This window comes from Rhodococcus yananensis (assembly GCF_020515525.1).
Taxonomy (GTDB): Bacteria; Actinomycetota; Actinomycetes; order Mycobacteriales; family Mycobacteriaceae; genus Rhodococcus; species Rhodococcus yananensis.
In genome coordinates this window covers 1-23582 of record NZ_JAIYEP010000008.1, presented here as the reverse complement: position 1 = coordinate 23582, position 23582 = coordinate 1, and the positions used below count along the sequence as shown (strand labels likewise).

General features: G+C 69.4%; 23 protein-coding genes and 1 pseudogene. 17 read left to right on the top strand and 7 right to left on the bottom strand.

Features of this window, described 5'->3' with window-relative positions; translation table 11 throughout:
• The first annotated feature begins 8 nt into the window (after window positions 1-8).
• The 14 genes and pseudogenes from LDQ05_RS03260 to LDQ05_RS03195 all read left to right on the top strand — a co-directional run bounded on the left by LDQ05_RS03260 (window position 9) and on the right by LDQ05_RS03195 (window position 13484).
• On the top strand, window positions 9-614 hold the full coding sequence (locus tag LDQ05_RS03260; protein ID WP_226435469.1) for a riboflavin synthase: 606 nt from the start codon (window positions 9-11) through the stop codon (window positions 612-614).
• 89 nt (window positions 615-703) lie between these two features.
• On the top strand, window positions 704-1954 hold the full coding sequence (locus LDQ05_RS03255) for a bifunctional 3,4-dihydroxy-2-butanone-4-phosphate synthase/GTP cyclohydrolase II (protein WP_226435468.1): 1251 nt from the start codon (window positions 704-706) through the stop codon (window positions 1952-1954).
• Window positions 1951-2418, top strand: a pseudogene (gene ribH, locus LDQ05_RS03250) (6,7-dimethyl-8-ribityllumazine synthase); the annotation flags it as partial. The gene LDQ05_RS03255 and the pseudogene ribH, both read left to right, overlap by 4 nt.
• A gap of 63 nt (window positions 2419-2481) precedes the next feature.
• Window positions 2482-2904 (top strand): PH domain-containing protein, encoded by a 423-nt coding sequence (locus LDQ05_RS19815; protein WP_308013150.1) that lies wholly within the window; start codon window positions 2482-2484, stop codon window positions 2902-2904.
• A gap of 10 nt (window positions 2905-2914) precedes the next feature.
• Window positions 2915-5056 (top strand): excinuclease ABC subunit UvrC, encoded by a 2142-nt coding sequence (uvrC, locus tag LDQ05_RS03240; RefSeq protein ID WP_226435467.1) that lies wholly within the window; start codon window positions 2915-2917, stop codon window positions 5054-5056.
• Window positions 5056-5958, top strand: coding sequence for an RNase adapter RapZ (gene rapZ / locus LDQ05_RS03235; protein WP_226435531.1), 903 nt, complete (start codon window positions 5056-5058; stop codon window positions 5956-5958). The genes uvrC and rapZ overlap by 1 nt, the downstream gene beginning before the upstream one ends.
• Window positions 5955-6968 carry a gluconeogenesis factor YvcK family protein gene (locus LDQ05_RS03230; RefSeq protein WP_226435466.1) on the top strand — a complete coding sequence of 338 codons (1014 nt, stop codon included), beginning with the start codon at window positions 5955-5957 and terminating at the stop codon, window positions 6966-6968. Before rapZ ends, LDQ05_RS03230 begins: the two co-directional genes overlap by 4 nt.
• Complete coding sequence (gene whiA / locus LDQ05_RS03225; protein WP_226435465.1) at window positions 6959-7942, top strand: DNA-binding protein WhiA; 984 nt, start codon at window positions 6959-6961, stop codon at window positions 7940-7942. The genes LDQ05_RS03230 and whiA overlap by 10 nt, the downstream gene beginning before the upstream one ends.
• Window positions 7943-8092: 150 nt before the next feature.
• The gene (gap, locus tag LDQ05_RS03220; protein WP_226435464.1) at window positions 8093-9109 is read left to right on the top strand and encodes a type I glyceraldehyde-3-phosphate dehydrogenase; all 1017 of its coding nucleotides are present in this window, start codon (window positions 8093-8095) and stop codon (window positions 9107-9109) included.
• A gap of 47 nt (window positions 9110-9156) precedes the next feature.
• Window positions 9157-10368, top strand: a complete 1212-nt coding sequence (locus tag LDQ05_RS03215; RefSeq protein WP_226435463.1) for a phosphoglycerate kinase — start codon at window positions 9157-9159, stop codon at window positions 10366-10368.
• Window position 10369: 1 nt separating this feature from the next.
• Window positions 10370-11155 carry a triose-phosphate isomerase gene (tpiA, locus tag LDQ05_RS03210; RefSeq protein ID WP_226435462.1) on the top strand — a complete coding sequence of 262 codons (786 nt, stop codon included), beginning with the start codon at window positions 10370-10372 and terminating at the stop codon, window positions 11153-11155.
• A gap of 288 nt (window positions 11156-11443) precedes the next feature.
• Entirely contained in the window at window positions 11444-11677 is a 234-nt protein-coding gene (gene secG, locus LDQ05_RS03205) for a preprotein translocase subunit SecG (protein ID WP_226435461.1), read from the top strand.
• Between the two features lie 217 nt (window positions 11678-11894).
• A complete protein-coding gene (locus tag LDQ05_RS03200; RefSeq protein WP_226435460.1) occupies window positions 11895-12236 on the top strand; it encodes a YciI family protein in 342 nt (113 codons plus the stop codon).
• Between the two features lie 15 nt (window positions 12237-12251).
• Window positions 12252-13484: an RNA polymerase sigma factor gene (locus tag LDQ05_RS03195; protein ID WP_372461026.1), complete on the top strand. Its 1233-nt coding sequence runs from the start codon at window positions 12252-12254 to the stop codon at window positions 13482-13484.
• 34 nt (window positions 13485-13518) lie between these two features.
• On the opposite strand, the gene LDQ05_RS03190 is transcribed toward LDQ05_RS03195, so the two are convergent.
• Window positions 13519-14007, bottom strand: a complete 489-nt coding sequence (locus LDQ05_RS03190; protein WP_226435458.1) for an SRPBCC domain-containing protein — start codon at window positions 14005-14007, stop codon at window positions 13519-13521.
• A gap of 229 nt (window positions 14008-14236) precedes the next feature.
• Between LDQ05_RS03190 and LDQ05_RS03185 the strand changes: the two genes are divergently transcribed.
• Entirely contained in the window at window positions 14237-14398 is a 162-nt protein-coding gene (locus tag LDQ05_RS03185; protein ID WP_226435457.1) for a hypothetical protein, read from the top strand.
• Window positions 14399-14415: 17 nt separating this feature from the next.
• On the opposite strand, the gene pgl is transcribed toward LDQ05_RS03185, so the two are convergent.
• From pgl to tkt, 5 genes are read right to left on the bottom strand one after another with little or no spacing between them, the layout of a single operon-like run.
• Complete coding sequence (gene pgl / locus LDQ05_RS03180) at window positions 14416-15171, bottom strand: 6-phosphogluconolactonase (protein WP_226435456.1); 756 nt, start codon at window positions 15169-15171, stop codon at window positions 14416-14418.
• Complete coding sequence (gene opcA / locus LDQ05_RS03175) at window positions 15164-16072, bottom strand: glucose-6-phosphate dehydrogenase assembly protein OpcA (protein WP_372461025.1); 909 nt, start codon at window positions 16070-16072, stop codon at window positions 15164-15166. Before opcA ends, pgl begins: the two co-directional genes overlap by 8 nt.
• On the bottom strand, window positions 16069-17610 hold the full coding sequence (gene zwf / locus LDQ05_RS03170) for a glucose-6-phosphate dehydrogenase (RefSeq protein WP_226435454.1): 1542 nt from the start codon (window positions 17608-17610) through the stop codon (window positions 16069-16071). Before zwf ends, opcA begins: the two co-directional genes overlap by 4 nt.
• Window positions 17611-17612: 2 nt before the next feature.
• On the bottom strand, window positions 17613-18758 hold the full coding sequence (gene tal / locus LDQ05_RS03165; RefSeq protein ID WP_226435453.1) for a transaldolase: 1146 nt from the start codon (window positions 18756-18758) through the stop codon (window positions 17613-17615).
• Between the two features lie 4 nt (window positions 18759-18762).
• The gene (gene tkt, locus LDQ05_RS03160; RefSeq protein ID WP_226435452.1) at window positions 18763-20865 is read right to left on the bottom strand and encodes a transketolase; all 2103 of its coding nucleotides are present in this window, start codon (window positions 20863-20865) and stop codon (window positions 18763-18765) included.
• A 210-nt stretch (window positions 20866-21075) separates the two neighbouring features.
• Here tkt and LDQ05_RS03155 point away from each other — a divergent pair, with 210 nt between their 5' ends.
• A complete protein-coding gene (locus tag LDQ05_RS03155) occupies window positions 21076-22053 on the top strand; it encodes a heme o synthase (protein ID WP_226435451.1) in 978 nt (325 codons plus the stop codon).
• A gap of 141 nt (window positions 22054-22194) precedes the next feature.
• Here LDQ05_RS03155 and LDQ05_RS03150 read toward each other — a convergent pair whose 3' ends face one another.
• The gene (locus LDQ05_RS03150; RefSeq protein WP_226435450.1) at window positions 22195-23160 is read right to left on the bottom strand and encodes a quinone oxidoreductase family protein; all 966 of its coding nucleotides are present in this window, start codon (window positions 23158-23160) and stop codon (window positions 22195-22197) included.
• Between the two features lie 23 nt (window positions 23161-23183).
• Between LDQ05_RS03150 and LDQ05_RS03145 the strand changes: the two genes are divergently transcribed.
• Window positions 23184-23525: a hypothetical protein gene (locus LDQ05_RS03145; protein WP_226435449.1), complete on the top strand. Its 342-nt coding sequence runs from the start codon at window positions 23184-23186 to the stop codon at window positions 23523-23525.
• Window positions 23526-23582: the final 57 nt, after the last annotated feature.

The following is a 23582-nucleotide window of genomic DNA, read 5'->3' as shown; positions in this document are numbered from 1 at the left end:
AGCCGAGCGTGTTCACCGGGATCGTCGAGGAACTGGGTGAGATCACCGCGCGGGAGGACCTGGCCGACGCGGCGCGCTTCACCGTGCGCGGGCCGCAGGTGACCTCCGACGCGAAGCACGGCGATTCGATCGCCGTCAACGGCGTGTGCCTGACCGTGGTCGATGTGCTCGACGGCGGCGCGTTCACCGCGGACGTGATGAAGGAGACCCTGGACCGGTCGAGCCTCGCGGGACTCGTCACGGGAAGTCGCGTCAACCTCGAGCGGGCTGCCGCGCTCGGCAGTCGGCTCGGCGGTCATCTCGTGCAGGGGCACGTCGACGGAACCGGCTCGGTGGTGTCCCGGGTGCCGTCGGAGAACTGGACGGTGGTGCGGATCTCGCTGCCCGCCACCGTCTCGCGGTATGTGGTGGAGAAGGGATCGATCACGGTCGACGGGGTGTCGCTGACCGTGTCCGGCCTCGGTGGGGACCCCGGCGACGAGTGGTTCGAGATCTCACTGATCCCGACGACCCTGTCGCTGACGACGTTGGGGCTCGCGGAACCGGGCACCGTCGTCAACCTGGAGGTCGACGTGATCGCCAAGTACGTGGAGCGGCTGCAGATCGCCCGCTGACTGGTCGTAGGGTGGAACCCGACGGTGGACGCGCAGCGACGATGTTCGCCCACCGAATTTTCCGAACACGAGATCTGGAGCCGAGGCAAGTGACGAGGTTGGACACCATCGAGCGCGCGGTCGCCGACATCGCCGCCGGTAAGGCGGTCGTCGTGGTCGACGACGAGGACCGTGAGAACGAGGGCGACCTCATCTTCGCGGCCGAGAAGGCCACCCCCGAACTGGTGGCCTTCATGGTCCGCTACACCTCCGGCTACCTGTGCGTCCCCCTGGACGGGGACGACTGCGATCGGTTGGGCCTGCCGCCGATGTACAGCGTCAACCAGGACAAGCACGGCACGGCGTACACCGTCACCGTCGACGCGAAGGACGGCATCGGCACGGGCATCTCGGCGTCCGACCGCGCTGCGACGATGCGTCTGCTCGCCGATCCGGACACCTCCGCGCAGGACTTCACCCGGCCCGGCCACGTCGTTCCGCTGCGCGCGAAGGAAGGCGGTGTCCTGCGTCGCCCCGGGCACACCGAGGCCGCCGTCGACCTGGCGCGCATGGCCGATCTGAGGCCGGCCGGCGTGATCTGCGAGATCGTGTCGCAGAAGGACGAGGGGCAGATGGCCCGCACCGACGAGTTGCGGGTGTTCGCCGACGAACACGACCTGGCACTGATCTCCATCGCCGACCTGATCGCGTGGCGCCGCCGTCACGAGAAGCACGTGGTGCGGGTCGCGGAAGCGCGCATCCCCACCCGACACGGTGACTTCACCGCGGTCGGATACCAGAGCATCTACGACGAGGTCGAACACGTCGCCCTGGTGCTCGGCGACATCGCCGGACCCGACGGCGACGGCTCCGACGTACTGGTGCGGGTGCACTCCGAATGCCTCACCGGCGACGTGTTCGGGTCGCTGCGCTGCGACTGCGGCCCGCAACTCGACGCCGCCCTCGAGATGGTCGCGACCGAGGGCCGCGGAGTCGTGTTGTACATGCGCGGACACGAAGGGCGCGGTATCGGCCTGATGCACAAGCTGCAGGCCTACCAGTTGCAGGACTCCGGCTCCGACACCGTCGACGCGAACCTGCAACTCGGGCTGCCCGCCGACGCCCGTGACTACGGCATCGGCGCCCAGATCCTCGTCGACCTGGGGATCTCGTCGATGCGGCTGCTGACGAACAACCCCGCCAAACGGGTCGGTCTCGACGGATACGGACTGCAGATCATCGAGCGCGTGCCCATGCCGTTGCGGGCCAACTCCGAGAACCTGGCCTACCTGCGCACGAAGCGGGACCGGATGGGTCACGACCTGATCGGGCTCGACGAGTACGAGGCGGGCGACGCATGAGCGCGGAAGGACTGCCCGACCTGCAGCTCGCGGACGCCGCCGGGCTGCGGCTGGCCATCGTCGCCGGCCGCTGGCACACGGTGATCTCCGACGCCCTGATCGAGGGAGCCCTGCGGGTCGCGACCGACGCGGGCATCACCGACGTCACGGTCGAGCGGGTCGCCGGCGCGATCGAGCTGCCGGTGGTCGCGCAGCAGTTGGCCCGCACCCACGACGCGGTCGTCGCGCTCGGTGTGGTCGTCCGCGGCGGCACCCCGCACTTCGAGTACGTGTGCGACGCGGTCACCTACGGGCTGACCCGCATCGCGCTGGACGAGGACACCCCCGTCGGTAACGGAGTGCTCACCACCGACACCGAGCAGCAGGCCCTCGACCGGGCGGGACTGCCGGGATCGGTGGAGGACAAGGGCGGCCAGGCGTGCGCCGCGGCCCTCGACACAGCGGTGACCCTCCGTCGGCTGCGCGGTGGCCCGGTCGTGAAAGCCGACACCGCCGCCGAGCCCGAACTGGACGTGCAGACCGGCTGGATGCGGGTCGGGGCGATCGCCCTCGCGGCGTTCCTGGTCGTCGCCCACATCGCTGCGGCGATCGTTCTGCGCACCGGCGGCGACACGGGGGTGCATCTGCGTGCCTCCGATCAGATCGCGATGGTCGCGATCGGGATCGTCATCGCGTGCGGGGTGCTGATGTTCACGCGTCCACGGTTGCGTGCCGGCGCCGATGGAGTGTCGGTGCGCAACGTGTTCGGTGAGAAGCACTTCGCGTGGGATCAGGTGCGGGGCATCACCTTCCCGCACAAAGCGCCGTGGGCTCGCCTCGAACTTCCGGGCGACGAATACCTGGCGGTGATGGCGGTGCAGGCCCGCGACGGCGCACACGCCGTCGATGCGCTCGACCGGTTCCGGGAACTCGAACAGCGATACGGCCGGGCCGTCGGACCCGGCGACTAACCTGGACGTCGTGCCCGACCCCTCCACATACCGTCCCGCCCCCGGCACCGTTCCCACGGAGCCGGGGGTGTACAAGTTCCGCGACCCGCACGGGCGGGTGATCTACGTCGGCAAGGCCAAGAGCCTGCGCGCGCGGTTGAACTCGTACTTCGCCGACGTCGCGTCCCTGCACCCGCGCACCCGTCAGATGGTCACCACCGCGGCGTCGGTGGAATGGACGGTGGTCAGCACCGAGGTCGAGGCGCTGCAGCTCGAGTACAACTGGATCAAGGAGTTCGATCCGCGGTTCAACGTCCGCTATCGCGACGACAAGACGTATCCGATGCTCGCGGTGTCCGTCGGTGAGGACTACCCGAGGTTGTTCGTGTACCGGGGGCCGCGCCGCAAGGGGGTGCGTTATTTCGGGCCGTACTCGCATGCGTGGGCGATCCGCGAAACCCTCGACCTGCTGCTGCGCGTGTTCCCGGCGCGCACCTGCACCGCGGGGGTGTTCCGCCGGCACGCGCAGATCGGCCGGCCCTGCCTGCTCGGATACATCGACAAGTGCTCCGCGCCGTGCATCGGCCGCGTCGACCGTGACGAGCACCGGCGGATCGTCGACGACTTCTGCGACTTCCTCGCCGGACGCACCGACCGGTTCGTCCGGGACACCGAGGCACGCATGCAGTCGGCCGCCGAAGCGCTCGACTTCGAGACGGCGGCACGGTTGCGCGACGATCTCGGTGCGCTCCGCAAGGCCCTCGAGAAGCAGGCCGTGGTGCTCGGCGACGGCACGGACGCCGACGTCGTGGCGTTCGCCGGTGACGATCTCGAGGTGTCCGTGCAGGTGTTCCACGTGCGTGCCGGCCGGGTCCGGGGGCAGCGCGGCTGGGTGGTGGAGAAGTCGGGCGACGTCGTCGACCGCCCGACCGAATCGCCGTCGCCCGCGACGGACGAGACGCCCGGTCACGAACACGGATCCGGCGACGACACATCCGGCGGCGACGATACGGAGTTGTCGCTGCTCGTCGAACAGTTCCTCACCCAGTTCTACGGTGCGGAGGCTGCGCTCGGCGACGGCGACGGCACCGGATCGGGTGCGGTACCCCGGGAAGTGCTGGTCCCGGCGCTGCCCCCGCAACCCGACGAGATGACGCGGTGGCTGTCGGGTCTGCGCGGCGGCCCGGTGCGCGTCCGGATACCGCAGCGCGGCGACAAGAAGGCCCTCGCCGACACCGTGCTGCGCAACGCACAGGAAGCCCTCGCACAACACAAGTTGCGGCGCGCCGGTGACTTCACCGCGCGGTCGGCGGCGCTGCAGGGCATCCAGGACGCGCTGGATCTGGACACGGCACCGCTGCGCATCGAATGCGTCGACATCAGTCACGTGCAGGGCACGGACGTGGTGGCCTCGCTCGTCGTGTTCGAAGACGGTCTGCCCCGCAAGTCGGACTATCGCCGCTACGCGATCAAGGAAGCGGCCGGCGACGGCCGCTCCGACGACGTCGGTTCGATCGCCGAGGTCACCCGCCGTCGGTTCCTGCGGCACAACCGCGATGCGGCCGGTGCCGCGACGGGTGAGGCCACGTCCGGCGACGGCGGTGACGCCGCACCCGAGGCCGCGATCGATCCGGCGACCGGACGCCCCCGCCGCTTCGCGTATCCGCCGAACCTGTTCGTCGTCGACGGTGGGGCACCACAGGTCGCCGTGGCCGCCGAGGTCCTCGACGACCTCGGCATCACCGACGTCGCGGTGATCGGCCTCGCGAAACGACTCGAGGAGGTCTGGGTGCCGGGGGAGGAGGACCCGGTGATCCTGCCGCGGTCCGGCGAATCCCTGTACCTGCTGCAACGGATCCGCGACGAGGCGCATCGTTTCGCGATCGGCTTCCACCGCAGCAAGCGGTCGAAGAGGATGACGGCGTCGGCGCTCGACGGCATCCCCGGACTCGGCGACACCCGACGCAAGGCACTCGTCACCCATTTCGGGTCGGTCGCGAAGCTGCGCGAGGCCGCCGTCGAGGACATCACGGCGGTGCCGGGCATCGGGCAGGCCACCGCGCGTGCCGTCTTCGACGCGCTGCACGGCGCGTCGCCGGATGCGCCCGACACGCCGATGGGTGATGATGGCACGGTCGGCGTGTCGGGATCACGAACGGAGTCGGGACTGTGATGGACCACGAGGTGGGTACGGCGCCCGGATCCCGCGCCGAGGTGATCCTGGTCACCGGGCTGTCCGGGGCGGGTCTCAGCACCGCCGCGACGGCCCTCGAGGACCTCGGCTGGTTCGTCACCGACAACCTGCCACCCCAACTGGTCACCACGATGGTCGATCTCGCGGTGCGCGCCGATCCACCCGTCGAACGCCTCGCCGTCGTCATGGACGTGCGCAGCCGGTGGTTCACCGGCGATCTCGGCCGGGTCGTGGACGACCTCGGTGCGCGACCGGTCCGCACCCGGGTGCTCTTCCTCGAGGCCGGCGACGAGGTGCTCGTTCGCCGCTTCGAGCAGGTGCGGCGCAGCCATCCGTTGCAGGCCGACACCGAAGACCGCACCCTCGTCGACGGCATCGCCGCCGAGCGCGCCCAACTCGCGCCGGTCAAGGCGGTCGCCGACCTCGTCGTCGACACCTCCGCGCTGTCCGGTGCGGAACTGCGCCGCAAGATCGACGAGGCGTTCGGTGACGCGACCGCCGACACCATCCAGGTGACGGTGGAGTCGTTCGGCTTCAAGTACGGTCTGCCGATGGACTCCGACGTGGTGTGTGATGTGCGGTTCCTGTCGAACCCGCACTGGGTGCCGGAGTTGCGTCCGCAGACCGGTCGTGACGTCGCGGTGCGCGAATACGTCCTGTCCCGCGAGGGCGCCGCCGACTACCTCGACACCTATCGTCGGTTGGTCGACCTGACGACAGCCGGCTATCGGCGGGAGGGCAAGCGTTACATGACGATCGCGGTGGGTTGCACCGGCGGCAAACACCGGAGCGTGGCAATGGCCGAGGCTCTCGCGGCGCGTCTCGCCGACGACACCGGGCTGACGGTGCACGTCGCACATCGGGATCTGGGGCGCGAGTGAGCGGCCGCACTTCCTCCGCGCCACCGGCGATCACCGCGCTCGGCGGTGGTCACGGCCTGTTCGCGACGCTGAGCGCGGTGCGGCGTCTGACCGACCGGGTCACCGCCGTCGTCACCGTCGCCGACGACGGCGGCTCGTCGGGCCGATTGCGGTCCGAACTCGGTGTGATTCCGCCGGGGGATCTGCGGATGGCGCTCGCGGCCCTGTCCGCGGATCGTCCGGACGTGCGGGTGTGGACCGAGACGGTGCAGCACCGGTTCGGGGGAACCGGGGCCCTTGCCGGGCATTCGGTGGGCAATCTGATCCTCGCCGGTCTCACCGAGGTGCTCGGTGACACCGTCGCGGCCCTCGACACTCTCGCCCGGGTGCTGGGTGTCCGCGGACGGGTGCTGCCGATGTCGCCGATCGCGCTGGACATCGAGGCGGACGTGTCGGGTCTCGAATCGGATCCGCGGGTGAGCCGCTGCATCCGCGGGCAGGTGGCCGTCGCGACCACTCCCGGCAAGGTGCGGCGGGTCCGGTTGATCCCGGCCGGTCCACCGGCGTGCCCACCGGCTCTCGATGCGGTGTGCGACGCGGACCTGGTGGTGCTCGGCCCCGGCTCGTGGTTCTCGAGCGTCATCCCGCACGTGTTGGTGCCCGACCTGCACGACGCGTTGGTACACACTTCCGCCCGCAAGGCGCTGGTACTCAATCTCGCCGCGGAACCCGGCGAGACCGCGGGTTTCTCGGCGGAACGGCACCTGCACGTCCTCGCGCAGCACGCGCCGGGATTCCGCGTCGACCACATCGTGGTTGACGACGCCTCGGTGCCGCCCGGACGGGAACGCGAACACCTGTGCCGCGCCGCCGCGACCCTCGGAGCGGATGTCGACTACGCCGACGTCGCGGTGCCGGGCACACATCTGCACGACCCGACCGCGCTCGCCGCGGTCCTGGAAACGTATCTGACACCCGATGGTCGCGGCAGCACCGGTGGGCACGGAAGGGAGAGCGCCACGTGGCGATGACAGCGGAGGTCAAGGACGAGCTGAGCAGGCTGTCGGTCACCCGCACCAGCAACCGCAAGGCGGAGGTGTCGGCGCTGCTGCGGTTCGCCGGTGGACTGCACATCGTCGCCGGCCGAGTCGTCGTCGAGGCCGAGGTCGACCTCGGGTCCACCGCCCGCCGGTTGCGCAGGGAGATCTTCGACCTGTTCGGCTATCAGGCGGATGTGCACATGCTCGGGGCGGGGGGACTCCGCAAGAGTTCCCGATACGTGGTGCGGGTCGGTAAGGACGGGGAGTCGCTGGCCCGCCAGACAGGGTTGCTCGACGGTCGTGGCCGTCCGGTGCGGGGTCTTCCCGCTCAGGTGGTCGGAGGCAGCGTCTCCGACTCCGCGGCGGCGTGGCGTGGCGCGTTCCTGGCGCACGGTTCGCTCACCGAGCCGGGGCGTTCGTCGGCGCTCGAGGTCAGCTGCCCCGGGCCGGAGGCGGCGTTGGCGTTGGTCGGGGCCGCGCGCAGGCTCGGTGTCGCGGCGAAGGCCCGCGAGGTGCGCGGCGCCGACCGCGTGGTGATCCGTGACGGCGAGGCCATCGGCGCATTGCTCACGCAGATGGGGGCTCAGGACACCCGGCTCACGTGGGAGGAACGTCGCATGCGGCGGGAGGTGCGGGCCACCGCGAACCGGCTCGCGAACTTCGACGACGCGAACCTGCGGCGGTCCGCCCGTGCGGCGGTCGCGGCGGCGGCACGCGTCGAACGGGCCCTGGCGATCCTCGGTGAGGACGTGCCGGACCATCTCGCGGCGGCCGGTGCGCTGCGCGTCGAGCACCGGCAGGCGTCGCTGGAGGAACTGGGGCAACTCGCCGACCCGCCGATGACGAAGGATGCGGTCGCCGGTCGCATCCGTCGGCTCCTGTCGATGGCGGATCGTCGCGCGAAGGAACTCGGTGTCCCCGATACCGAATCGGCGGTGACGGCGGAGTTGCTCGAGGACGCCTAGGACGGGCGCCACGTCGAGGATCGCGCCGGTGGGCTGCCGATCCGACCTTTCCGACGACCGCACATCGCGGACGACCGCGCACTAGGGTGGTGGTCACACGACACACCGAGTACTGGGCACCACACCAAGAACTGGGAAAAGGAGTCGACTGTGACTGTTCGGGTAGGGGTGAACGGCTTCGGCCGCATCGGACGCAACTTCTTCCGGGCCGTCGAGGCGCAGAAAGCACTCGGCACCACCGATATCGAGATCGTCGCGGTCAACGATCTCACCGACAACGACACCCTCGCGACGCTCCTGAAGTACGACTCGATCCTTGGTCGACTCGGTCAGGACGTACGCGCGGACGGCGATTCCATCCACGTCGGTGATCGGACGATCACCGCGCTCGAGATCAAGGACGGCCCTGCTGCGCTGCCGTGGGGTGATCTCGGTGTCGACGTCGTCGTGGAGTCCACCGGCATCTTCACACACGCGGCGAAGGCAGAGGGGCACCTCGCTGCCGGTGCCAAGAAGGTCGTGATCTCGGCGCCCGCCAAGGACGAGGACATCACCATCGTCATGGGTGTCAACGACGCCCGGTACGACGGCAGTCAGAACATCATCTCGAACGCCTCGTGCACCACCAACTGCCTCGGACCCGTCGCGAAGGTCCTCGACGACGAATTCGGCATCGAGCGGGGACTGATGACGACGGTCCACGCCTACACACAGGACCAGAACCTGCAGGACGGGCCGCACCGGGATCTGCGGCGCGCCCGCGCCGCCGCACTCAATGTGGTGCCGACCAGCACCGGCGCAGCAAAGGCCATCGGGCTGGTGCTTCCGCAGCTGGCGGGCAGACTCGACGGTTACGCGCTGCGGGTGCCGATCCCCACCGGGTCGGTCACCGATCTCACCGTCGACGTCCGCAGGTCGGCCTCCGTCGACGAGATCAACGCGGCGATGAAGGCGGCGTCGGAAGGGCCGCTGCAGGGCATCCTGAAGTACAACGTCGACCCGATCGTGTCCTCGGACATTGTCACCGACCCGCACTCGTCGATCTTCGATGCGCCGCTGACCAAGGTCATCGACGATCAGGTCAAGGTCGTGGCCTGGTACGACAACGAGTGGGGTTATTCGAACCGTCTCGTCGACCTCATCGGTCTCGTGGCCGAGTCTCTCTGACACACTGGTCGGACTCCGACACACCGATTGAAGAGGACACCCGAACAGTGGCTGTTCAGACCCTGAAGGACCTACTCGACGCGGGGGTCGAAGGTCGTGGCGTGCTGGTGCGCTCCGACCTCAACGTCCCCCTCGACGGCGACACCATCACCGACCCGGGCCGCATCCTGGCGTCGGCACCCACCATCGAAGCGTTGGCGGACGCCGGTGCCAAGGTCGTGGTGACCGCGCACCTCGGCCGACCCCAGGGCGAACCGGATCCGAAGTTCTCACTGGCGCCGGTCGCGGCGAAACTCGGTGAGGTACTCGGCCGCAACGTCCAGCTCGCCGGCGACGTGGTCGGGCAGGACGCGCTGGCCCGCTCCGAAGGCCTGACCGACGGAGACGTCCTCCTGCTCGAGAACGTCCGGTTCGATCCGCGGGAGACGAGCAAGGACGAATCGCAGCGGCAGGCACTCGCCCGAGACCTCGTGGAACTGGTCGGCGACGACGGCGCGTTCGTCTCCGACGGTTTCGGTGTGGTGCACCGCGCGCAGGCGTCGGTGTACGACGTGGCGAAACTCCTCCCGCACTACGCAGGTGGGCTGGTCGCGGCGGAGGTCGACGTCCTCGCGAAGCTGACGGCCGATCCGGAGCGTCCGTACGCGGTCGTGCTCGGCGGGTCGAAGGTCTCCGACAAACTCGCCGTGATCGAAGCGCTCGCACCGAAGGTCGACACCCTCGTCATCGGCGGCGGAATGTGCTTCACCTTCCTTGCCGCGCAAGGACTCCCGGTGGGAACATCACTGTTGGAGGAGTCGATGATCGACACCTGCAAGAGCCTGCTCGACCGGTTCGCCGACGTCATCCACATCCCGCAGGACGTCGTGGTGGCAGATCGTTTCGCCGCGGACGCCGACACCCGGACCGTGCCCGCCACCGACATTCCCGACGGCTGGATGGGACTGGACATCGGACCGGAATCGGTGGCGCGGTTCGCGTCGCTGCTGTCCTCCGCCAGGACCGTCTTCTGGAACGGGCCGATGGGGGTGTTCGAGTTCGCGAAGTTCGCGGCGGGCACCAGGGGTGTCGCCGAGGCGATCGTCGAGGCCACCGGCAAGGGTGCGTTCAGCGTCGTCGGCGGCGGCGACTCGGCGGCAGCGGTACGCCTGCTGGGGCTGCCCGAGGACGGGTTCTCGCACATCTCCACCGGCGGTGGTGCCTCCCTCGAGTATCTCGAGGGTAAGGAACTGCCCGGCATCGCTGTGCTGGAGGCGTGAGATGGCGCGTACACCGCTGATCGCGGGCAACTGGAAGATGAATCTCAACCACCTCGAGTCCATCGCGCTGGTGCAGAAGATCGCCTTCACCCTGCCCGAGAAGTATCTCGCGAAGGTCGATGTCGCCGTCATCCCGCCGTTCACCGACATCCGTTCGGTGCAGACTCTCGTCGAGGGCGACAAACTCGGTCTCCGCTACGGCGCGCAGGATCTGTCCGTGCACGATTCGGGTGCGTACACCGGTGAGATATCGGGGGCCATGCTCGCCAAGCTCGGCTGCACGTACGTCGTCGTCGGGCACTCGGAGCGACGCACCCTGCACGGGGAGACCGATGAGGTCGTGCGCGACAAGGCGAAGGCTGCCCTGCGGCACGGACTGACCCCCATCGTGTGCATCGGTGAGGGACTCGACATCCGTGAGGCCGGAACCCACGTCGACCACAACGTCGCGCAGCTGAAGGGATCTCTCGCGGGTCTGTCGGCGGACGACATCGCGAAGGTCGTCGTCGCGTACGAACCGGTGTGGGCCATCGGTACCGGCAAGGTCGCGTCCGCGGCGGACGCCCAGGAGGTGTGCGCTGCGGTGCGCGCCACCCTCGGTGAACTCGCCGGTGCCGACGTCGCCGCGACCGTCCGTGTGCTCTACGGCGGATCGGTCAACGCCAAGAACGTCGGCGAACTCGTCGCCCAACCGGACGTCGACGGTGGACTCGTCGGCGGAGCCTCGCTGAAGGCCGACGAGTTCGCGCAGCTCTCGGCCATCGCCGCGGGCGGTCCGCTGCTGTAGCGACCCGGGACCCGACCGGTGGGGGTGGGCGGCGCCGCGGTTGCCGTACGCCCCCACCGGCCTCCCCACGTCCGCCTGGTCCCCACGTCCCCCTGGTCCCACACCCCCGGCGGTCGAGCGAATGTATCGTCGGCTCGATCCGATCGATCGGGTGTACCCTTCGCTCGGACCGGGCGGGCGTTCACCCGGAAGCAGGAGTCGATGCCGGTGGGCGTGGCGGTCCGAACCGGGCGACCGGGTAAGCTGACGGCCGACGTCACCGACCATCGAAGGATATCGATCACCGACATGGAACTGTTCCTGGACATTCTGCTGATCGCCACGAGTCTGCTTCTGATCCTGCTGGTGCTGTTGCACCGCGGTAAGGGCGGTGGCCTGTCGAGCCTGTTCGGCGGCGGCGTCCAGTCGAGCCTCTCGGGATCGTCGGTCGCGGAGAAGAATCTCGACCGGCTGACGCTGTTCGTCGGCATCATCTGGGTGATCGCGATCCTCGGTATCGGTCTGCAGATCAAGTTCAGCTGACCTCCGTCGCGGAACGCGAGCACACCGCGGACACCTGTCGGTGCACCACCGGATCCGCCCCGTCGTCGCCGACGGTGGGCGGACCGGCCCCGCGCTGCGTAACAGCGGATGACGGGTGCCCGAGGAATTTTTCTTCGCTGTGTCGATCCGGCCCGGCCTCGTTCGTCGTCATGATGTGAGGCGACCGTGCCACACCGTTCACCGGAGGAGACACATCGTGAAGTACATGCTGCTGATCCACGCCGCCGCAGAACAGACCGAGCCGGACTGTGACGTCCAGGAGTGGCAGGACTACGAGTCGGCTCTGCGCGATGCGGGCGTGCTGGTGTCCGGTCACTCGCTCGAGGACCTGACGACAGCGACCACCGTGCAGGTCGGGGCGGACGGGCGCCGCACCGTCACCGACGGGCCGTTCGCGGAGACCCGTGAACTGCTCGGCGGATACGACGTCATCGACGTACCCGATCTCGACGCCGCGCTGGACTGGGCGGCCCGGTGCCCCGGCGCGCGCGGTGGTGGCGCCGTCGTGGTGCGGCCGATCGCCGATTTCGGGGTCTGATCGGTGAACGGACCGGTGACGAGCGTCGAGTCGGTGTTCCGCGAAGAACACGGACGGCTGCTTGCGGCTCTCGTCCACCGGTTCGGTGACCTCGACCTCGCAGAGGACGTCACCGCCGATGCCTTCGCTGCGGCACTGCAGCGTTGGCCCGTCGACGGTGTCCCGGACCGTCCCGGCGCGTGGTTGCTCACCACCGCCCGACGCCGAGCAGTGGATCGGTTGCGGCGCGATCGGGTCCATGCCACCCGACTCGCCGTGTTGCAGGCCGAATCCGAGCGGGCGGCGGTACCCGGCCCCGACACCGATTCCGGTGGCCTGCCCGACGATCGCCTCGCGCTCTTCTTCACCTGCGCGCATCCGGCGCTGTCCGCGGACGACCGTATCGCGCTGATCCTGCGTTGCCTGGCCGGTTTGAGCACCGACGAGGTGGCCCGGGCGTTCCTCGTGTCGTCGACGACGATGGCGCAGCGGATCGTGCGGGCCAAGAAGAAGATCCGCGTGGCGCGTATTCCGTTCCGGGTGCCGGAACCGGACGCCCTGCACGAACGATTGCCGGTGGTCCTCGCAGCACTGTACTCGATCTTCACCGAGGGTTACGCGGCGAGCAGCGGCGCCGACCTCCAGCGGGTCGATCTGGCCGAGGAAGCAATCCGTCTCGCCCGGGTCCTGCACGCGCTGATGCCGACGCACCGCGAGGTGACGGGCCTGCTGGCGTTGCTGCTGCTCGTCCACGCCCGCCGCGACGCCCGTGTCGATGCGACCGGCGCGATGGTCCTGCTCGACGACCAGGACCGGAGCCTGTGGGATCGGACGATGATCGACGAGGGTCGTGACCTGGTGGTCACCGCGCTCACCGGGGGACTTCCCGGATCGTATGCGGTGCAGGCCGCGATCGCAGCGGTGCACGACGAGGCAACCGGCACCGACGACACCGACTGGCGGCAGATCATAGCGCTCTACGACGTACTGCTCGCACTGACGCCGTCACCGGTAGTCGCGCTGAACCGGGCCGTGGCCGTCGCGATGTGTGACGGCCCCGCCGCGGGGCTGGCCCTCGTCGACGGGCTCGCCGATGACCCGCGCCTGCGTGATCATCATCCGTACGAGATGGTGCGAGCCGAGTTGCTGAGACGACTGGGCCGTTCGGCCGAGGCGGTCGTGCACTTCCGGCGGGCGGCGGCGCTGGCCGGAACCGATCCGGAGCAGCGCCTGTTGCGCAGGCGGATCGACGAACTCCACCGTCGGTGACCGAGCCCGGTACCGGTAGCACCGGTACACGCGATCACCGGTACTCGTCGGCGAGGTCCGGGTAGTCACCCCAGGTCGGTGTCTGCGCGCCGCTGAGCACCGCCTCGAGTCGGTCCAGGTAGTACTGCCAGCCCGGACCGATCTCCGCCGCTTCCGAGCGAGGCACGTGCCGATGCGTGAAGTCGAGGGTTGTCACCGGACCGACGGCGTGTAGCGTCACCTCGAGAAGCCACCCGTCGATGTCCACGGAGAAACTCGACGGGGGTGTGCATCGAAGGACGTGCACCTCGGTGACGGTGCGGTCGTGGTCGTCGACCATCGTCAACTGCACTTTCCCGGTCGCGGGGTCGCCGGTGAACGTGCCGTACCAGCGGGACAGTTGCCGTGGATCGGTCAACGCCGCCCACACCGCCGATCGCGGTCGTACGAACGTCCTGCGGTAGTGCAGCGCGACGAGCACCGATCCCGGTGGGCAGTCGCTCTCGGGGCGCACGGTGCCGGGGATCGTGGTGGGGGTGCTCATCGTCACGGTCCTTTCCTTCATCCGGCGCACCGGGGCGTATCCGTGGCCTCACATATCCGTGGTCTCACATATCCGTGGTCTCGCGTATCCGTGGTCTCGCGTATCCATTGTCCCGCGAACGAGGTGGGGAGTCCGGGGAACCGGTCGGGCCTTCGCTGCGTCCAATGAGATGAGGGCCGCGACAAGGTCCGACGACACGACGACGAGTACGGCGGAAGGGGCGGGACGAATGGATCGACGGACGGTGCGGTGCGGCAGGGGAATGACGGTACTCGGATACAAGCGCTCGGTGCGCGGGCCACGCGCCGCGAACCGGTTGTTGTGTGACCGCGCGGACGGTCCCGCGGCGCCGCGCGACCGCACCGACGACGGTGACGACCGCGAGCGGTGAACGGAGAGCATCGGAGGTCAGTAACGTGGCAGATCCGCTGCCGCGGCGGCGTCCACGAACCACACGGTACGTTCGGTGCCGCGGGCACCCGCCGCCGGAACATCCCGTGGATCGGCCCCGCCGACCGCGGAGGCCACCGCGTCGGCTTTCGCGTCGCCGGTGACCAGCAGCCACACCTGCCGTGCTCGTTGCACGGCGGGCAACGTCAGTGTCACCCGCGCCGGCGGTGGTTTCGGGGAATCGTCGAGGCCGACGACGAAGCGAACGGATTCGCGCACTGCATCCGTATCGGGGAACAGTGAGTTGACGTGTCCCTCCCCGCCCATGCCCAGCAGGTGCACGTCGAAACGTGGCACGGTGCCGTCGGGGGAGTGCGCGGCGAGCAGTTCCGCGTATCGCAGCGCCGAGTCCTGCGGGGTGGCGCACCCGTCCTCACCGAGGGCGGGCATCGTGTGGATGCGCGCCGGATCGATCGGAACCCGGTCGAGCAGGGCGGCGCGGGCCTGCACCTCGTTGCGGTCGGGGTGGCCCGGCGGGAGGAAACGCTCGTCCCCGAAGTACACGTTCAGCGCGGACCAGTCGATGTCTCCCTGAGCGGCCCGGACGTGTTCGAGCACGGCGATGCCGGTGCCGCCACCGGTGAGCACCACCGACGCCTGTACCCGCTCGGCCTGCGCGGCGACGACGGCCTCGACGAACGCGGCCGCGGCCGCGCGTGCGACGCCGTCGGGATCGGGGGAGGTACGGACATCGACGGGGCCGGGCTCAGACATACTCCACCTTCGGTAGTGCCGACAGGGCCGCCTCGTAGATCTCGTCGGGATCGAGCCGACGCAACTCCTCGGTGAGGCATTCCGCGGAGTCTCGTCGCGCCAGGGTGATCAGCGAATCGGGCTTGGCGGTCCGCGAGAGTGTCGCGACACGGCCGTCCTGCGGTCGGCCCAACACGATGCTCTGCGTGGGGGTGTGCAACTCGACACGGAGCGGCCCGTCCGCGCGCTGCACGGGACAGTCGATGCGGCTGGCGAGCCAACCCGCGAGCAGGTCGAGTGCGACCTCGGTGCGCAGCCCGGACACCGTCGCCGAGATCACGGGTTCGTGGGGTGGCTGGTCCAGGGCGGAGACGAGCAAGGCCCGCCAGTACGTCACGCGGGCCCACGCGAGGTCGGTGTCGCCGGGGGTGTACCCGGCCAGGCGCGCCGAGATCGCGGCCCGCGGGTTCTCGGCGTTGGTGGCGTCGGTGATGCGGCGCACGGCCAATCGTCCGACGGGATCGCGGGCGGGCACGGCAGGTGAGGTGTTCGGCCACCACGCGACGACGGGGGTGTCGGGTACGAGGAAGGGGACGAGCACCGATTCCTGATGATCCCCGAGTTCGCCGTGCAGCGCGAGGATGAGCACCTCGGAGGCTCCGGCCTCGCCTCCCACCCGGATCTCCGCGTCCATCCGGGACGGGCCGTCGCCGCGGCCACGACCGACGACGATGACGCGGCACGGATGCTCGCGGGAGGCGTCGGTGGCCGCGGAGATCGAGGCCTCGAGGCCACGGGCGTCCCCGGCGCACACGATGAGGGTCAGCACCCGTCCCTGTGTGACGACACCGCCGGTTCGGCGCAACTCCACCAGCTTCTTGCTGACGGCGACCGCCGAGGTGTCGCGCAACTGCACTCTCACGGGCGTCTCCATTCGCGGCCGGATCGGCGGAGCATCTCGTCGGCGGTCGCCGGACCCCAGGTGCCCGACTCGTAGGGCTCCGGTCGGCCCGCGGATGCCCAGTGGTCGAGCACGGGATCGAGGATCTCCCAGGACAGCTCGACCTCGTCGTCGACAGGGAACAGCGACGGTTCGCCGAGCAGCACGTCGAGGATGAGCCGTTCGTAGGCCTCGGGCGACGACACCGTGAACGCCTGCCCGTAACTGAAGTCCATGTTCACGTCCCGCACCTCCATCTCGGAGCCGGGAACCTTCGAACCGAAACGCATCGTGACACCCTCGTCGGGTTGAACCCGGATCACCAGGGCGTTCTGCCCGAGCTCCTCGGTCATGGTCGTGTCGAAGGGCAGATGCGGTGCCCGTTTGAACACCACGGCGATCTCGGTGACCCGACGCCCCAGCCGTTTGCCGGTGCGCAGGTAGAAAGGAACCCCCGCCCACCGGCGGGTATCGACCTCGAGGGTGATCGCGGCGTACGTCTCGGTGGTCGAATCGGACGCGAACCCCGCTTCTTCGAGAAGCCCGACGACGTGCTCGCCGCCCTGCCAGCCCGCCGTGTACTGCCCGCGCGCGGTGGTCTCGTCGAGCGGTTCGGCCAGTCTCGTCGCCGACAGCACCTTGATCTTCTCGGCGCGGAGTTCGGACGGCGCGAAACTGACGGGTTCCTCCATCGCGGTGAACGCCAGCAACTGCAACAGGTGGTTCTGGATGACATCGCGGGCGGCGCCGATACCGTCGTAGTAGCCGGCGCGGCCCCCGAGTCCGATGTCTTCCGCCATCGTGATCTGCACGTGGTCGACGTAGTGCGCGTTCCAGATCGGGTCGAACAGCTGGTTCGCGAACCGCAACGCCAGAATGTTCTGGACGGTCTCCTTACCGAGGTAGTGGTCGATGCGGAACACCGAGTCCTCGGAGAACACCGAGCCGACCACCGCGTTCAGTTCGCGGGCGCTGTCGAGGTCGTGGCCGAACGGCTTCTCGATGACCACTCGGCTCCATGCGTCACCGTCCGCCGCGGCGAGGCCGGTGCGGGCCAACTGCCCGCACACCACGGGGAACGCGTCGGGCGGAACCGACAGGTAGAACGCGTGATTGCGGCCGGTGCCCCGCTCCCGGTCCAGCTTCGCCAGGGTCGTGGCGAGTTCGGTGAACGCATCGTCGTCGTCGAAGCTGCCCTGCACGAAGCGAATTCCTTCGGCGAGCCGCTGCCACACCTCCTCGCGGAACGGGGTCCGCGAATGCTCGCGGACCGCGGCATGCACGACCTCCCCGAAGTCCTCGTCTGCCCAGTCACGGCGCGCGAAACCGACGAGCGCGAATCCGGGCGGCAGCAGACCCCGGTGGGCGAGGTCGTACACGGCGGGCATCAGTTTGCGCCGCGCCAGGTCGCCGGTGACCCCGAAGATCACCAGCGCGCACGGGCCTGCGATGCGCGGGAGCCGGCGGTCGCGGCTGTCGCGTAACGGATTGACCCATGCCGCCGCGCCGGACCCGCGCACCCTCAGTTCTCCGTACCCGGGTTCAGTGCCGACAGTTGCTGCTCCGTCGCGGCCAGGAGATCGTTCCAGGACACCTCGAACTTCTCGACGCCTTCGTCCTCGAGTTTGCGGAACACGTCGTGAAGGTCGATCCCGGCAGCGCCGAGCGCATCGAACACGTGCCGGGCGTCGGCGATGTTGCCGGTGACGGTGTCGCCGCTGATCTCGCCGTGGTCGGCGACCGCTTCGAGGGTCTTCTCCGGCATCGTGTTGACGGTGTTCGGGGCGACCAGCTCGGTGACGTAGAGCGTGTCGGGGTAGTCGGGGTTCTTCACACCCGTCGACGCCCACAGAGCTCGCTGCGGCCGTGCACCGGCCTCGGCGAGCTGCCCGAATCGCGCGCCGCCCTCGAAGGCCGCGAGGTAGGCGGCGTACGCGAGACGGGCGTTGGCGACACCCGCCCTGCCGCGGAGCGCCAGCGCCGCGGCGGTGCCGATCTCCTCGAGCCGCGCGTCGATCTCGGTGTCGACGCGGGACACGAAGAACGACGCCACCGAGTGGATCGACGCGAGATCGTGCCCGGCGGCCTTCGCTGCGGTGAGCCCGTCGAGGTACGACTCGATCACCCGCTCGTAGCGTTCGACGGAGAAGATCAGCGTGACGTTGACGCTGATTCCCTCACCGATGACCTTCGCGATCGCCGGGAGACCCGCGACCGTCGCGGGGATCTTGATGAACAGGTTGGGCCGGTCCACGATCCGCCACAGTTCGATCGCCTGCTCGACGGTGGCGTCCGTCTTGTGTGCGAGCCGCGGATCCACCTCGATCGACACGCGACCGTCGACACCGCCGGTCGCCTCGTACACGGGGGCCAGGACGTCGCATGCGGCACGCACGTCGTCGGTGGTCACGGCGAGGATCGTCGCGTCGACGTCGCTGCCGGCCGCGGCGAGCGACGCGACCTGCGCGTCGTAGGCGTGGCCCTTCGACAGCGCCGCCTGGAAGATCGACGGGTTGGTGGTCACACCCACGACGCTGCGGGTCGCGACGAGATCGGCGAGGTTACCGGACTCGATACGTTCACGGGACAGGTCGTCGAGCCACACCGACACACCTTCGGCGGCGAGGCGGGCGAGCCTGTCGTTCTGAACGGTCGTCTGCTGGGTCATCGCATCATCCCTTCACGTCTGTGAGCGAGACACGGGCGGCGTCGACGACGGCGTCGGCCGTGATCCCGAACTCGCGGTACAAGGTCTTGTAGTCGGCGGAAGCGCCGTAGTGCTCGAGGGAGACGGCCCGACCGTGGTCGCCGAGCAGCCGGTACCACGGAAGCGCCAGGCCGGCCTCGACGGACACACGGGCCTTCACCGACGGGGGGAGGACCTCGTCGCGGTACGCCTTGTCTTGTTCGAGGAACCAGTCGAGGACCGGGACCGACACCACGCGGGTGGGGACGCCGTCCGCTTCGAGCGTCTCGCGCGCGGTGACGGCGAGTTGCACCTCGGAGCCGGTGGCGAGGAGCACGACCTCGGGTGCGCCGTTCGACGCATCGGCGAGGACGTACGCGCCGCGGGCGACACCGTCGGCGGCCTTGTCGCGGGTGCCGTCGAGGACCGGGACGTTCTGCCGGGTCAGAGCCAGCGCGGTCGGGCCGGTGCGGTTCTCCAGTGCGGCCTTCCATGCGAAGGACGTCTCGTTGGCGTCGGCGGGGCGGACGACCGCGAGGTTCGGGATGGCGCGCAGAGCCGCGAGATGCTCGACGGGCTGATGGGTGGGGCCGTCCTCGCCGAGCCCGATCGAGTCGTGGGTCCACACGTAGATCGCGGGAGTCTGCATCAACGCGGCGAGACGCACGGCCGGGCGCATGTAGTCGGAGAACACCAGGAATGTGCCGCCGTAGGGGCGGGTCGGGCCGTGCAGGGCGATGCCGTTGAGGATCGAGCCCATCGCGTGTTCGCGGACACCGAAGTGCAGGGTGCGGCCGTAGGGCTGAGCCGTCCAGTCCTTCGTGGTGATCGAGGTGGGGCCGAACGAGTCGGATCCGGCGATCGTGGTGTTGTTGCTGCCCGCGAGATCGGCGGAACCACCCCACAGTTCGGGAAGGAGCGGCCCGAGTGCGGCGAGGGCCTTGCCGGACGCGGAGCGGGTGGCGGGGCCGTTGTCGGTGGGCTCGTACGTGGGCAGCGCCTCGACCCAGCCGGCGGGGAACTCACCGGCGTGGAGACGGTCGAACAGTTCCTTGCGTTGCGGCTCACGGCCGGCCCAGGCATCGAAGGCGGTCTGCCATGCGGCGCGTGCCGCGGCACCGCGGGTGACGACCGCGCGGGTGTGCTCGATCACGGCGGGGTCGACGTCGAAGCTCTTGTCGGGGTCGAAGCCCAGGGCCTTCTTGACGGCCGCGACCTCGTCGGCGCCGAGTGCCGCGCCGTGCGCGTCACCGGTGTTCATCTTGTTCGGTGCGGGGTAACCGATGACGGTGCGCACCGCGATGAACGACGGCTTGTCGGTGACGGCCTTGGCCTTCTCGACGGCCTCGAGCAGCGCGGTGACGTTCTCGCCGCCCTCGACGGTCTGCACGTGCCAGCCGTATGCCTCGTAGCGGGCGGTGACGTCCTCGCCGAGGGCGATCGCGGTGTCGTGCTCGATGGAGATCTTGTTGTCGTCGTAGAACACGACGAGGTTGCCGAGTTGCTGCACCCCGGCGATGGACGATGCCTCGGACGTGACGCCTTCCTCGATGTCACCGTCGGACGCGATCACGTAGATGTGATGGTCGAAGGGGCTGGTTCCGGGCGCGGCGTCCGGGTCGAACAGTCCGCGTTCGCGGCGCGCGGCCATCGCCATGCCGACCGCGGAGGCCAGGCCCTGCCCGAGCGGTCCGGTGGTCATCTCGACGCCGGTGGTGTGCCCGTACTCGGGATGGCCGGGGGTGAGGGACCCCCAGGTGCGCAGCGCCTCGAGATCGGCGAGTTCGAGGCCGTATCCGGACAGGTACAGCTGGATGTAGAGGGTCAGGCTCGAGTGCCCGCAGGAGAGCACGAACCGGTCGCGGCCCACCCACTCTGCGTCGGTGGGGTCGTGCCGCATCACCCGCTGGTACAGGGTGTAGGCGAGCGGCGCGAGGCTCATCGCGGTGCCGGGATGCCCGTTGCCGACCTTCTGCACCGCGTCGGCGGCCAGGACCCGAGCCGTGTCCACAGCCTTGGTGTCCAGATCGGTCCAGTCGGCGGGATGGACCGGCTGGGTGAGGGTGCGGATCTCGTCTGTGATCGACACGAGCTTCAAGTCTCCTGACATGGGTGTACGGGGTGCGGGTGGGCGCGAGGAGTCCACGCGTTCCTCCAGAGTAGTGCCCGCCGGTCAGCGGGTCGATTCGGTGCGCGGGTAGCCGGGGACTACCATCGATCCCAGTTGTGGCTCGTCCGGAACCGGGCGAGCGTGAGCGGGCGAGCGAAGGTGCGTAGTCGCGTGGTGCGAGGAGACGGTGTGCGGCAAGGTCGACGGCCGACAGGACACGGCTTCGGTGCCCCCGAGGTCCCGGCCGCACCCCGTCCCGACACGATGTGGGGTCGGGTCACCGGCACGATCCTGGCGTACGTCGCGTTGACGAAGCCTCGCGTGATCGAACTGCTGCTGGTCGCGACGATCCCGGCGATGCTGTTCGCGGACCGCGGCAGCGTCGACATCGTCCTGATCCTCAGCACACTGTTCGGTGGCTGGATGGGTGCGGCGAGCGCCAATTCCCTCAACTGCGTCGTCGATGCGGACATCGACAAGGTGATGAAACGCACCGCGCTCCGTCCGTTGGCGCGGCAGGCGGTGCCGACCCGCAACGCGTTCGTGTTCGGCATGGTGCTCGGGGTGGCGTCGTTCGCGTGGTTGTGGTGGCGGGCCAACCTGCTGGCCGGTGCGCTCGTGGTGCTGACGATCGCGTTCTACGTGCTGGTGTACACGATGGTCCTCAAGCGACGTACCTGGCAGAACGTGGTGTGGGGTGGTGCCGCCGGGTGCATGCCGGTGATGGTCGGGTGGGCGGCGGTGACCGGGTCGCTCAGCTGGGAGCCGGTCGTGCTGTTCCTGGTGATCTTCTTCTGGACACCGCCGCACACGTGGGCCCTGGCGATGCGCTACAAGGAGGACTACAAGGCGGCCGGTGTGCCGATGCTGCCGGTCATCGCCACCGAACAACACGTCACGAAGCAGATCGTGGTGTACACGTGGGCGACCGTCCTGGCGACGCTGGTGATCGTGCCCGCGGCGGGTCTGGTGTACGCGATCGTGACGCTCGCGGCGGGGGCCTGGTTCCTGTTCGTTGCGCACCAGCTCTACAACAGTGTGCGCGGTGGCGCCTCGGTGAAGCCGCTCAAGTTGTTCCTGCAGTCGAACAACTACCTTGCGGTGGTGTGCCTGGGGCTGGCCATCGATTCGGTGCTGGATCTGCCGACGGTGGCCTCGCTCTTCTGACGCGGGTCCGTCCGCTCACAGCCGGCGGTAGTCCCCGGCACGTATCCCCCGGCACGGTATCCCCGAGATACGCCCGTGCCCTCCCACGGTGCGGATCGCGGGAGGGCACGGGTGTGGTGGGCCGTCCGAGGACGGCCGGCTCTAGGGCAGCAGCACGATCGAACCGGTGGTGCGACGTCCCGCGAGGTCGCTGTGCGCGCGGGCTGCCTCGTCGAGAGGATACGTCGCGCCCACACGGACGTGAAGGGCACCCCCCGCGAGGGCGGTGAACACGTCGCCCGCCCGCCACAGAAGCTCGTCGCGGGTGCGGACGTGGTGGGCGAGCGTGGGCCGGGTGACGAACAGGGATCCCGCCGGGTTGAGCCGCTGCAGGTCGAAGGGAGGCACCGGACCGCTCGCGGCACCGAACAGGGCGAGTGTTCCGCGGATCCGCAGGGATGCGAGGGACGCCTCGAACGTGGCGGCGCCGACGCCGTCGTACACCGCGGCGACCCCGTCGCCGCCGGTGAGGGCACGTACCTGCTCGGGCAGGTCGTCGCCGTAGCGCAGCACCTCCGCGGCTCCCGCACCCCGCGACAGTTCCTCCTTCTCGTCGGACGAGACCGTGGTGATCACCCGGACCCCTTTCGCGACGGCGAGTTGGGTGAGCAGCAGGCCGACACCGCCGGCACCGGCGTGCACCAGGATCGTGTCGCCGGGTTGCGCCGCGTACGTCGATTCGACGAGGTAGTGCGCGGTCATGCCCTGGAGCAGTGCGGACGCGGCCTGCGGCGCGGGTACCCCGTCGGGAACCGGCACCGCCACACGCGCGGGCACCCGCACCAGTTCCGCGTACGAGCCGGGTGCATCCGCCCAGGCCACCCGTTGCCCGACGGTGAGGTCGACCACGTCCTCGCCGACCGCGACGACGGTGCCGGTGCCCTCGGATCCCGGCACGTACGGGAGTGCCGTCCCGTACAGGCCGGTGCGGAAGTACGTGTCGATGAAGTTCACGCCGATCGCGTCGGTGCGGACGAGGACGTCGCCGGGACCGGCCACCGGATCGGGGACGTCCACGGGGGTGAGGACGTCGGGGCCGCCGTGCTGTGCCACTTCGATTGCGCGCATGCGGCCACAGTATTCTGGCGGGCATGACCGTCGAAACCCAGCCCGTGTCGGCACCGTCCGAGATCGTCACGTCCCTGCGCGGATTCGTCGCGGAGCACGGTGGCTCCGCGAAGGCCGTCATCCAGCCTGTCGGCTACGTGGGGGTGCGCATCACCGTCGTCGCCGAGGACGGTGTCCTCGGCGACCGGGTGGTCGCCGACCTGCCGACCGCGCACGCCGTCGTCGCCGCCCTGCCGAACGTCACCGAATCCGACTGGGATCGGGAGGTCACCAGCATCGTGACCCCGCGACGGGGGCACTGGCAGAAGATGGCGGGGTGGGTCGCGAAGCAGACCCGGTTCCCGAAGGCACGTAACGAACGCTGACACCCGGCACGAACGATCCGGCACGAACGCGGGCCGGCCACCCCGGTGGGGTGGCCG